Source organism: Kribbella sp. NPDC056861 (assembly GCF_040687575.1).
In the GTDB taxonomy this organism is placed as follows: Bacteria; Actinomycetota; Actinomycetes; order Propionibacteriales; family Kribbellaceae; genus Kribbella.
The window spans coordinates 979013-991435 of sequence record NZ_JBFBNQ010000003.1; the positions used below are offsets into that span (position 1 = coordinate 979013).

Genomic DNA, 12423 nt, shown 5'->3' on the forward strand with positions numbered 1-12423 from the left:
ATGAGCGGACTGCCGAGATTCTCGCATCCGGCCGTTCAGTGCGTCGTGGAGCTGCGCGTAACGGATGCTGACGGCGCCGGCCGAATAGGGTCGGGATATCTGGTCGATCGAGGCTGGGTCCTCACGGCGGCGCATGTCGTCCGGGAAATGACATCGGTCCGGGCTTGGGTGAATTCCCAGGTCCAGCTTCTGCCGCAGGACGAAACCCGCGTCGACCTCTCGGGCGTCCAGTACGACGCGGACTGGGCGCTGATTCCGGTACCGGAACATGAGCCGCCGGTCGGCTTCCGCGCGGCAGAGTTCGCCACGGTTGACCGTACGTCGGTCGTGCCGATCTCGGTCATCGCACTGGGAATGCCGTGGTTCAAGCTGCGCGAACCGCGCCACGAGGCGCAGGTGAACCGCGGTTCGGTACGGGAGATCGCCGTCGTCGGCGGCGAGATCCTGCCGATGGGCAACACCAGGACCGGCACCTTCGCGATGACTGTCGTCGGCGCACCGCAGACTCTAGCAACCCACAAGGACCGCAAGCGTTCGGTCTGGGAGGGCATGTCGGGCGCAGCTGTCTGGGCAGGGGACAGAATCGTCGGTGTAGTCGATCGACACCATGCCACGGAAGGTGCCGGCAGTCTCACCCTCCAGCCGAGGCCCGCGGGCAATCAGCTCGGGGCAGTGCTATCAGGCCTCAGTCAGTCTGTTCCCATCGCCTCGCCTACGAAGATGATCGCGGCCAACTATCAGCGCGTCGCCCGGCGTCTGTCGCCGGCCATCCTGTCGGGGCGAATCGAAGAAGTTGCCGAGTTCAACGAATTTGCCTCCGGCCCGGACCGATGGCGGTGGTACACGGCGAACGCCTTCGCGGGCAAGACAGCGCTACTCGCCTGGTGGACGGCGAACAACCAGCTCCACGACGTCGTGGCCGTCAGTTGCTTCTTGCGCCGGTCGGCCGGTCTGAACACGGCCAGGGACGTGATCGGGACGCTGCTCACCCAACTGGGCGCCATTGCGGGCTTGCCCGAGGGGGAGTTGCGACAGCCGCAGCTTCAATCTGCGGACGCCTCAGCCTTGAGCCGCCTGGACGAGTTGCTGGAAGCCGCCGCCCGCCGGTGCCACCGGCTGGTGGTCCTGATCGACGGTCTCGACGAGTACGAGCCGGTGGGGCAGATCCCTGTCGCTGAATGGCTTCCCGGCTCACAGACCCTGCCGCTCCCTCCCAACGCAGCACTGCTCGTCACCAGCCGGGCAGGTGCACCGACCGGAATTCCTGATGACCATCCGCTGCGTGAGCACCGGACGAGCCTGTCCAGTTCGTTGACAGCGGGACGACTTCAGCGGCGCGCCGAGGACGAGATCAACCACGCTCTGCAGGATCCCAGCCGGCTCGATGCCCGCATCGTGGGCTTCTTGGCGGCGGCAGATGGGCCACTTACCCATGATGACCTGACTTCTTTGATCAGGGCGAGGAATCCGGGCGTCTATGCCTCTGATGTCCAGCTGGTGTGGAAGAGGCGGCTCGCGCGAACACTTACTCCCACCGCCAGAGGCGACGGCTACGAATTCTCCCACGACGCGCTGCGCGAGCACGCCCGTACTACGTTCGCCGGCGATCTGCCGGTCTACCGCCAAGATCTGCACGACTGGGCGCATGATCACGCGACCCGCGGCTGGCCGGCCGACACCCCGCCGTACCTTCTCACTGGCTACGCCGGCATGCTCGCGGCCGAGCGAGACCCCGCCCGGCTCGTCGCGGTCGCAATCGACCCTGCACGGCAGACTCGTCTCAGGACGGCAACGGGTGGTGACGCCATCGCGCTGGCGGACCTGCGGGCCGCCGCCCAACTGCTGACCAGCGATCCGCGGTATCCCGACAAGCCGGCCGCTCTACCCGGCATTTGCGTCAATGAAGAGGTCGATCTCGTCGCGCTGGCAAAGGTCGTCTGGTATCAGGAGCGACTCCGCGATCGGAACACCGCGACGCCGGTCAGGCTTCCCGCAGTGTGGGCTGAACTCGGACACCACACGCGGGCAGAGAATCTCGCGGGCGCGATCACCTCCGGCCCGGATCGGGTCGAGGCGCTGGCCATGGTCGCTGTCGCCCAGACCCGAGCTGGATTGGTCAGGGAGGCACGCGCGAACCTTCTGCTGGCCGGCCAGGCCACCGCCCCGCTGATCGGCCGTTCCCAGAATCTGCGGGCCTGGGTCGCGCTGGTCACCGCGCAGGTCGAGGCCGGCCAGATCGATGATGCCAGGAGAATCGCGACGCTCCTCGCTGATGACGACCGCTCCGAGATACTGGCTGCGCTGGCCGAGGCTTTGGCCCGGATGGGCGAGATCCGGCAAGCCGTCGAGGTCGGTCGAGAAGTGCACCGCCTCGCGTACGGATCCGACAGGATCTTCTGGTCCCAGATGCACGACCTGGCACGGATCGCGACAGCCTTGGCCCAGACAGGTCGACCTGCCGAGGGGGAGTGGTTCGCGGATCGCATCGGTTTCGCGGAGATCAGGGCCAAGGCACTGGCGACGGTGGCCACGGCGTTCGCCGAAGCTGGTCGCTTCGCTGATGCTGAGCGGATCGCGGCAACCATCGACGACCCGGCCTGTCGGGTGCTGACTCAGGTCCGAGCTGCCACGCTGCTCGCGCGAACCGGTCTGACCTCTCGTGCCAGGACGATCACTGATGAGGCGGAGCGGGTGGCCGGCTTGCTCGGCAGCCGTGACCGGGAGAGGGCGCTGACCGCCCTGATCGAGACGCGGGCCGCAGTCGACCAGCGCGCCGCGGTCGCGGCGCTGTGCGACCAGGTCGAGGATGGCATCGCGCGGCTCTCCAACCCTCATGCGAAGGCCGAGATGCTCTACCCTTTGGCGGACGAGCTCGCCAAGGTGGGAGAGATCAGCGAGGCAGCGCGTGTCGCGGCGGCCATCACCGTCCCTCTTTGGCGAGCCAGGGCGTTTCTGTCTGTCTGCCGGGCACTGAGCGAGCAGGGTCAGGTCGAGCGGGCCAAGGTGATGGCCGGCGACGTCGCACGACTCGGATCCGAGGTGGCACACGAGGCTGCGCTGTGGGACAGAGATGCCCTGATCGAAATCGTCACGACGCTGACCAAGGCCGGTCATCATGCCGAATCCGAACAGGTTCTCGCCGATGTCACTCCGCCCGAGTTCTCTGCCGAGGTTCGGACCGAACGGGCGATGGCGCTGATCGAAGCCGGGGAGCACCAGCAGGCGACAGCGTTGGCCGAGAGGATCGCGCAGTCCGCCGCCGCAGCCACCAACACCTACTGGCGTACTCGCAACATGATCCGGCTGGCCGATTCACTGGCAATGGCCGGAGAGGTCACCCAGGCCCGGTGCCTGGCTGAACACATCGAACGAGCCGTCGGTACGATCAGCGACCCGGACGAGCTTTCAGTGCTCAACTGCGCGTTCGCCATCCTCTTCGCTCGCATCGGACGCTACCGGGATGCAGAACGCGTCGCTGACGGCATCAGTGAACCCACCGAGCGCCTGGAAGCCTTGATCGAGTTGGCAGTGTCTCTGGGCAGAGGCGGAGAAGCCAAGCGATTCGGCCGTGTCAAGCGGCGGATCGAGCAACTCGGAAGTTCGGTCGAGGACAGCCGACTCAGTGCCACGGCTGTCCTGGGATTCGCCACGCTGGCGGCTGAGAAGGGTCAGTACGCTCAGGCCGAGCAAACGGTGACCGAGATCGACGATCCAGTCTGGCGGAGCACGGTAGTTGCCGGCCTTGCGCCTGTTCTGCTCGCAGCCGGCGAATCGGTCAGGGCGGCGACGATGATGAAAGCCGTGGCACCGGCGATCTCGGTGGACGGTGGTACGTATCTGAGAGACCAGGCGCGGGTGGCGGTCGTCAAGATGCTGGCCAAGGCCGGTCAGTACGCCGACGCGGAACAGGTCGCCGGCACTGTCGAGTCCGATGAGTTGCGGGCCGGGAGTTGGGTGTCGATCGCCGCCTCGCTGATCGAGGTGGGTGACCGGGAACTGGCCATGGAACTGCTGGAGAAGACCGATCGAGCCCGTCTGGAACCAGATCTCTACGCCGAGAGCCTGGCCGACCTCGCAGCTGCACTCGTCCGCTCTGATCGGCGAGCTGATGCCGAAGCGATCCCTTCGATGCTGAGGACACCCGCCGGCCACTGCCAGGTGCTGGCCGCGATGGTTGTCGCTTACTCCGAGTTGGGGGAGCCCGCTGAGGCAGACCGGCTGGCTGAGCAAGTTGAGCGTTCATTGGCCGACATCGACGATGTCGATGATCGGACGGATCAGATGGTGGCTCTCGTGCCGATGCTTGCCAGGACCAGTGCGCAGCCCACGGCACGACGCCTGGTCGCAGCCATCTGGACAGTGAAGGACTGGGACGTTCCACTCGAGACGCTCGTCTGTCTTGACCCTGCGCCTCTGCTGGCCCTTGCCCGTCTTGAACTCGCAGACTACCAGCCGTGAGTCTCAGACTTGGCGTAGTCGCCCAGCAACGCGTTGAGGACGGCCAGGTCGGGCGTGGGTCGACGACATGGATCTCAACCTTGTAATCACCGAACACTTCACCAGCACGACCGTAGATTCCATCGCGAGGTTTTCGAAACTATTCTTCACTGAATGTTTCAGTGTCCGGGTAGCGTGCGCAGTTTTGAACATCGTCCAACGGTCGATCGGCGCGATCCTTTGTCTGCAAGGCGGTCGGCGTCAGGGAGGCCGGGTGCTGCATCAGGAACAATGTTTCGTTCTGATAAAGTCCTCGTCAGTCCAGCGTTGAGCCGGTGCTGCGATCGCTTCCACGCCGATTCCTGCCAGGTTGTGATCGCTCCCCTCGAATGTCTGGCAGGAATGGGGCCTGGCCGGCGTCCCCAGTGACGGTGGGAGTCTGGCATGCCCAAATCCGCCTCGCGCGGGGTGACCTCGTCTGCAGGCGAGCGGCCCTGGTACCGGCGCTTCAGTTGGGGCCCGGTCGCACTGCTGGCGACGATCGGCCTGTGCGCTGTTCTGTCCTGGACCATGCAGGTGGACATCTCCGACAACGTCCCCGACGGCGAAGGGTGGTGGATCTTTCAGGGATCGCGACACAAGATCATGCGCCGGATCGGGATCGGTGCGACCCTGCTGATGGCCGCGATCCCGTACGTCGCCTCGACGATCAACGGGATTCGCCTGCGGAGGGCGAAGCGGGACGAGGAGGAGCGGCTGACCGAATCCCGGGACACTGTGCTGACACTCGTTCTTCCGCTGAACGGCCACATCGCACGACTCGCCGAACTTCAGGCCGATGATGCCGATGGTCACGCCAACATCTTGGGTCAGGCCACCGCGACCGCTCTCGGTGAGGTGTGCAACTTCTTCGGTGGTGCCGCGGCGCACGTGCGCGTCTGCTTCTGGAAGCTCGATGACCCGGGGGAACCTCGAGTTCTCGTCCCGACGGAGCACCATGGCGCCGGCCGACTTGCGGCCTGCAAGATCAGCGAGAACGACGGCTGCATCGGAGAGCGTTTCTTCGACGCCTTGGATCATCGCCGTCCGATCGAGTGGAACAGTGGCAACTTGTCCGAACATCCGGCCGGCTGGTCCCCAGGCGAGCATCATCGGGCGTTCGTAGCGGTGGCTGTTGGCTCTCAGGAGACTCTCTACGGCATGATCACGCTGAACGCGGCCATTCCTTCGGCCTTTGCCCGAACGCAGGATCTGCGGATCATTCAGTTGGTGGCCGAGCAGTACGCGACCTTTCTCAGCGTTCACCGGCGAGTCGGTCGTTTAGCCCGCCCAAACCGATGAGACGCAGAAGCCTGGCCTTCACCTCGAGCGCGCGACGCTTGTCGCGCGCCCTCAGCTCGGCCACCGCCGCGGCTTTGCTCTCGGCGTGCACCTGGGCGAAGTATCCGTCCGGATCGTTCGCCGCCGCTATCGCCCGATCGGCACCGGTCATCTCCCACGACGGTTCCATGTCGTCCCCCTCAGCGGCTGGTTGTGGCATGAGCCTGACATTTATCGCAGCCGACCAGCGGCAACGGGCTACGCGGAGTAATCACTGATATCGCACCTTTACACAGATCTAACACTTAGCTCAACGGGTCGAACAGCGTCGAGGTCACTCTCCAGACAAGTCTGTTCCCCACTGATTCGGATGAACAGGGCAGATCGCGGGGCTTTCAGGGGCAGATACGAGTCTGACGGCCGGAACCGGGAAACAACACCCCGTCTTGGGACATCTGTGGATATCCGAGCCTCAGCCTGTGGTGTCTCCGGTACCGGCCTACGGGTGACAGACTGGTTGCGCCCGGTGGTGGCGTGTGCAGGACGACGGGGGAGCGCAGCTCGTGAAAGACGGATCAGTTGGGGTTCCCCGGCTCACACATCCGTCCGGCAGGTGCGTCGCCGAACTACGCGTCTCGGGTTCCGATGGAATCACCAGAGTGGGCTCGGGATATCTGGTCGATCGCGGCTGGGTACTGACCTCGGCGCACGTTGTACGGGGCATGACCTCGGTGCGGGTCTGGGTCGATCCACAGCTGAGACTCAGGACGAGCGACGAGTGTTCCGTCGACGTGGCCGGGATCCGGCTCGCTGGAGACGGGGCGGACTGGGCACTCGTTCCGGTGCCTGATCACGAGCCACCGGAAGGTTTCGTGCCGGTGTTGTTCGCGGAGGTTGACCGGACCTCGGACGAGCCGATCCCGGTGATCGCTTTGGGGATGCCGAGGTTCAAGCTGCGAGAACCGCTCCGAAGAGCCGACGAGTCATCGCAGCCACCACGGGACATGCTGCGTGAAATCGGCGCTTTCGGCGCAGAGATCAGGCCGATGGGCAACCAGCGAACCGGCACGTTGACGATGGCCATCGTCGGCGCGCCGGCTCCACAGACCACGGAGCGGTCGATCTGGGAGGGGATGTCGGGCGCTGCTGTCTGGGCCGGCGACCTGGTCATCGGGGTTGTCGCTCAGCACCACCTGGCCGAAGGAACGGGCAGTCTCACGGTCCATCCGCTTTCACGGTCGGGTGGGCAAGCCGACTCACCCCGGACCTGGCGGACCCAGGTGCCCAACCTCGACCGTCCCGCGCTGATTTCTTCAAGAGCTCGGATGGTGCAGACGACCTACCAGCGGGTGGCCCGCAGACTGGCGCCCGCGGTCCTTTCAGGTCGGTCCAAGGACCTGACCGCGCTGGACGAGTTTGCTGCCGGGACCGAACGCTGGCGGTGGTACTCCGCTGATGCCTTCGCTGGAAAGACGGCGTTGCTGTCCTGGTGGTCGGCCCATCATCAGGACCAGGAGACGGTGGTCGTTGCCGCTTTCCTTCGTCGATCGGCCGGCCTGAACAGTGCGAAAGACGTGATCGGCACACTCACGGTTCAGCTCGGAGCGGTAGCAGGGCTGCCGGCATCCGAGCTGCGCACGCTACAACTGCAGTCAGCCGATGCATCGGCGCTGAGTCGGCTGGAGGAACTGCTGGAGAGCGCGGCACTACGCTGCCGACGTCTGGTGGTCGTGATCGACGGCCTCGACGAATATGAGCCCATCGGCCAGATTCCTGTCGCTGAGTGGCTTCCCGGCTCACTGACGCTGCCGCTGCCCCTGAATGCGGCCCTGCTGGTCAGCAGTCGGCTAGGGGCACCCACAGGAATCCCTGACGATCACCCGCTTCGCTTCCGTCGGACCCAGCTCACGTCCTCGCCGGTCGCGGCAGAGTTCCGGCGGCAGGCTGAGAACGAGATCAATCACGCCCTGCAGGACCCCGGACGTCTCGACGCCCGGATAGTCGGTCTGCTGGCTGCTGCCGAAGGGCCACTCAGCCATGATGATCTGACAGCTCTGATCAAGAGCCGAAATCCTGGCGTCTACGCATCAGATATCCGCCTGGTCTGGAACAGGTACCTCGCGCGGACTCTGACAAGCAGCAGCGGCGGGCACGGCTACGAGTTCTCACATGATGCATTGCGCGAGTACGCCCGATCGTCGTTCGCCGGGGACCTGCCCGCGTACCGCGAGGACCTGCACCTCTGGGCCGATGGCTATGCCGACCAGAACTGGCCGGAGGAAACCCCGCCGTACCTGCTGACCGGCTATCTCGGCATGCTGCGCGCCGAGCGGGACGCGGACCGGCTGGTCCCTATCGTGACGGACCGGCAATGGCAGATCCGGGTTCGGGCGATGACTGGAGGCGATGCGATAGCTCTCGCAGATCTGAATGCCGCGATCCGGTTGCTGATCAGCGATCCGCGGCCATCTGCGGACTGCGCCGGGACAGAACTTTGCACAGCTGCTGAGCCGGACCTGGTGGCGTTGGCCAGATGTGTCTGGAACCGCGACCAGTTGGAGCAGCGCAACGAGGTCATGCCTGCGATGCTGCCCGCGATCTGGGCCTATCTCGGCCATTACGCCAAGGCCGAGAGTCTCGCCGGAGCCGTGATCGGCACCGTGGCCCGAGTCGAGGCGTTCGTCCTGGTCGCCGTCGCCCAGTGCCGAGCCGGCCTGTTCGAGGACGCCCGGAAGAATTTCGCTCGCGCTGAGCAAGAGGCCGAGACCGTCCAGGCCGACGTCTGGTTTCTGAAGTCCTGCTCGGTCCTGGTGGCAGCTCTGGTGGGTGTGGGTGAGTACGACGAGGCCCGCCGGATCGCCGCCTCCGTTCGGGCTCAGCCGGCGCTTGGCCCGCTGTTGACCCTCGCTGAGTCCCTGGCCGAGGTCGGCGAGGGCCGGCAAGCGGTTGCAGCGGCCCGGGAGGCTGAACAACTTGCGCTGGTGCCGGAGTATCAACTCAGATTTCCGGCCCGCGGACTTGCCTGGCTGGTTGCTGCGCTGGCATCGGCTGACCAGTTCGTCGAGGCCGAACGGATAGCGGGCGACATCATCGACCTCGAGGTGCGCGCCGAAGCACAGTTGATGTTGTCGGCTGAGCTGGCGAAGCGCGGGCACGCCGCCGAAGCCGATCGGATCGCCACCATGATCGAGGACCCACCTCGGCAAGTTCTGGCGCTGGCCGTCATGGCGACCGTTTCGGCACGTGCCGGAGAGACAGGACAGGCCGCCACCACAGCAGATGACGCACTGCGGCTGGTCGCGGCCGTAGGAGAGCCGGACAGCAGGGCCGAGGTACTGACAGCGCTGATCCCCGCCATGGCGGCTCTTGGGCGGGTAGCGACGGTCTCGAGGTTCACCGCCGAGGTGGAGGTGGTTGTTCAGACACTCCCTCAGCGGGACAAGTACAGACCTCTCGGCAGTCTGGTCGAAGCTCTGGCCGGGATCGGGCAGTTTGCTGAAGCCCGGCGCGTCTGTGGCACTATCGCGGACCTCGCCCAGCGAGCGAAGGCGATGCTGCCGGTGTTGTCGGCCTTGACGGCGGCGGGCCAGGTCGATGGCGCGACAGCAGTGGTCGGCGAAGTGGTGGATCTGACCACTGCCTTCCTGCAGGGATCGGACCTCTGGCACGACGAGGCACTGGCCGAGATCGCGGTCGCTCTGACGGAGATTGGGCATCATGACGCGGCCGAAGAGATCGTCGCGAAAATGACCGGCCCGTCATCGTACGCCGAAGCCCAGACCTCGCGGGCCGCTGTGCTGCTCGAGGCCGGCGACCATCTCCGGGCAGCGGCCGTCGCCGATCTGGTCGAACAGTTCGGCATCGAGACCACCGACCCCTACCGGCGGGCGCATGCGTTGACCGACCTGGCCGGCGCTCTGGAGTCAGCTGGGGCCGTGGAGCAGGCTCGACCACTCGCTGAACAGGCTCGACGTGTGGTCGAAAGGCTGGCTGATCGATGGGCGTTCGGCGAAGCAAAGGTGGCTCTGGCAGGGGTCCTGATTCGCACCGGAAACTACTCCGCGGCCGAAAGCTTCGCCGACGGCTCCGTGCCTCATCAGCGGGTCGATTTGTTGACGGACATCGCTGTCGCGCACATCAGGTCCGGAGCGAATGAAGCAGCCGCCGCGATCATGGCCAAGATCGAGCAGACTACCGATCCTGACCTTCTCGCCGGGGCATTGACCGCATTGGCAGCGACCTTGGCCGATTCCGGCCGGTACGAAGACGCGGAACAACTGGCCACCAAGGTCGAAGGACCCGATCATCAGGCGGAGGTGTTACTGACGGTGGCAACGCGCCTGATCACAGCAGATGACACCGACGGGGTCGCGCGGCTGATCCAGTCGGCCGGGCAGTTGGTCGACATGATCCCCGATGGTCATCGGCGAGGGCGAGTCTCCACGAGCCTCGCCATGGTGCTCGCTGAAGCGGGCCGATACGCCGAGGCAGAACAGGCTGCTACCACCATCGACAGCGAGTTTCAGCGTGCCGATGCGTTGACAGCGGTCGCCGCGCTCTTGATCGATACCGGACAAGACGAACTGGCAGCGGACGTCGTTCGGAAAGCTGAGCAACTGCGGAATGGCTTCAACCACAATGCGTGGGCATTGACCCGCCTTGCCATCGCCTATGTTCGATCTGGACGCACCGGCGAGGCAGAGCGGCTCACCGCTCTGGTCACGGACCCGTCGTCGCGGGCTCGCATGCTGGTGATGATCTCCGCGGCCCTGAACGAGGACGGGCAGGTGGAGCCGGCCCAGTTGCTGGCTGAACAAGCCGAGCGCCTCGTTGCCAAAATCAACGATCACAGGCAGCGAACTGGTTTGACAGAGGTCCTGGCCTCCACGCTGGCAGACTGCGGGATGTCTGCCGTCGCAAGGCGGCTGGTCGCAGCTCTCTGGGTGGAACAGCCCTGGTCGACCGCCCTCGCGACGGTCGCCAAGCTCGAGCCGGCAGCTTTGATCGCGCTGGCTCAGGCACAACTGGCGCAAGCAGAACCGGCGTACTACGGCAGTCAGCTCCTGCCGCGCTCCAGGAGTTGAGCCGGGACGGACGGCCTGCTCATTAGCGCAGTGCCAGGTCCGCGTTCTTGGTGACCAGCGGCACGAGTCCGGAGAGGTCCATCATCACCTCATCTCCGGCGGCACATCTGCTGAATCTCGTCGGGCCGGGAGCCGGGATTGAAGAAATCCATCTGCGTGGTCGGCGCACGGACGTCGCCGGACTGGGCCGGGCCGTCGGTGGGGTGGACAGCGACCCCCACCGGGCGCACCCGTTGCAAATGTCCGTGATCGCCGATACCTGGCCGTAGACGAACTTTGGCGCCAGCCGGGTGTGGCCACGAAGTCGAAACCGCCGACCTGGCCGGCCCACCCGACGGGCCCGCCAGTCCCTCGGAAGCCCCCACGACAGGCGTTACTGTTCGGCTGATTCAGATGCCGATCTCACCCTGCCGGTGGTCGGCGCCGCAGGGGCAGTGAATCTCGCTGGTGTCACGGCGACCCCGTCGTGGGAACACGAAGTCACGGGCGAATCTGAGGTCCGTCAGCGTCTTGGAACCAGCATGACGCCAGTCCGCCGCGAGTTCGTCACGCAGGAAGACCACGCCCGCCTGCCCGATTCGGCGGATCACCGAGCCGGGGCGCCGGCGGGTCCACTCGATCATGGCCAGTTGCGCTATGCACTGGAGTTCGCCGCGCGGGTAGTTGTGCTCGCGACAGCGTCTCTTCGCTTTGGTGAGTACCTCGGTGGCTTCGTCGAAGCGCTGCTGACGGGACAGATAGGCCGCGTAAGTGGCGTCGAGTTGTGCCTCACCCGCGCTCGCCTCCTGTCCCTGCTGGAAATCTCGTCGTGCCTCGGAGAGGTGGTAGACGATCTCGTCGGGAAGGTCGTGGCTCATCAGAACCTCCGCCATCCGGACATGATGGAACCCGCGGCCGGTCAGACGTCCCTCGGAGTGCTCCTGCGCCCTGAGGTAGAAGTCCAGTGCCTCCTGATGACGGCCGTCGAACTTCGCGACCCGGCCGAGGTAGTGCAGTGCTTCCGCCCGCGGCTGTTGTCTGCCGATGACAGTGCGGGGAGGGTCGTCATCACCGTCCAACGCCAGGTGGCAGAGGCGTTCCGTCTCGCCGACGTCATCATAGAAACTCACCATCGCGGAGGTGACCAGCAACTGCTGACGGTACGCCGCTCGCGTCATCGGTGGCAGCCCGCCGCAGGCCGCCAGGAGCTTAGCGGCCTTGCGGTAGTTGCTGGTGTCGATCTCGACGCGCGCCAGAACGAGCAGAGCTCTGAGAAGCTCGTCGTCGTCCAGGGCCGCATCGCGAGCTCGCTCGACGGCTTTCCGGCGCAGGTCGCCGCCGTTGGCGAACGCGGCGTGGTACCGCGCCAGGCTCAGCAGCAGGTCCGTGACCGGCCGGCCGTTCTCCTGCAGCCGATTGATGATCTTCTCTGCCGAGGAGATCACCCGGCTGGTCAGGCGGAAGTCCGGGCCGCCTCCGGACAGGGTGACCTGCTCCAGTGTCAGGTCCAGGAGTGCCGTGGTCGGAATGGCGTCAAGGTCGAGCACGAAGTCCGCGGCACGATCCAGCAGCATGGCCAAGTGCTCGACGTCGGTGACGAAAG

General features: G+C 65.5%; 5 protein-coding genes. 3 read left to right on the top strand and 2 right to left on the bottom strand.

Annotation, left to right across the window (positions count from 1 at the left end):
* Together AB0P21_RS18535 and AB0P21_RS18540 are read left to right on the top strand one after the other, a co-directional pair.
* Window positions 1–4458, top strand: coding sequence for a trypsin-like peptidase domain-containing protein (locus AB0P21_RS18535; RefSeq protein ID WP_363698056.1), 4458 nt, complete (start codon window positions 1–3; stop codon window positions 4456–4458).
* A gap of 555 nt (window positions 4459–5013) precedes the next feature.
* Window positions 5014–5778 carry a hypothetical protein gene (locus tag AB0P21_RS18540; RefSeq protein ID WP_363698058.1) on the top strand — a complete coding sequence of 255 codons (765 nt, stop codon included), beginning with the start codon at window positions 5014–5016 and terminating at the stop codon, window positions 5776–5778.
* On the opposite strand, the gene AB0P21_RS18545 is transcribed toward AB0P21_RS18540, so the two are convergent.
* Window positions 5732–5947 (bottom strand): hypothetical protein, encoded by a 216-nt coding sequence (locus tag AB0P21_RS18545; RefSeq protein WP_363698060.1) that lies wholly within the window; start codon window positions 5945–5947, stop codon window positions 5732–5734. The two genes, AB0P21_RS18540 and AB0P21_RS18545, sit on opposite strands and share 47 nt — an antisense overlap.
* A 373-nt stretch (window positions 5948–6320) precedes the next feature.
* Between AB0P21_RS18545 and AB0P21_RS18550 the strand changes: the two genes are divergently transcribed.
* Window positions 6321–10841, top strand: a complete 4521-nt coding sequence (locus AB0P21_RS18550; protein ID WP_363698061.1) for a trypsin-like peptidase domain-containing protein — start codon at window positions 6321–6323, stop codon at window positions 10839–10841.
* A 389-nt stretch (window positions 10842–11230) separates the two neighbouring features.
* Here the strand turns inward: AB0P21_RS18550 and AB0P21_RS18555 are convergent, their stop codons facing one another.
* Window positions 11231–12394, bottom strand: a complete 1164-nt coding sequence (locus AB0P21_RS18555; protein ID WP_363698062.1) for a hypothetical protein — start codon at window positions 12392–12394, stop codon at window positions 11231–11233.
* Window positions 12395–12423 lie beyond the last annotated feature (29 nt).

Coding starts and splice junctions, on each gene's coding strand:
- AB0P21_RS18555 (WP_363698062.1), bottom strand. CDS start 12,394: ATGCTGCTGGATCGTGCCGCGGACTTCGTGCTCGACCTTGACGCCATT.
- AB0P21_RS18545 (WP_363698060.1), bottom strand. CDS start 5,947: ATGGAACCGTCGTGGGAGATGACCGGTGCCGATCGGGCGATAGCGGCG.
- AB0P21_RS18535 (WP_363698056.1), top strand. CDS start 1: ATGAGCGGACTGCCGAGATTCTCGCATCCGGCCGTTCAGTGCGTCGTG.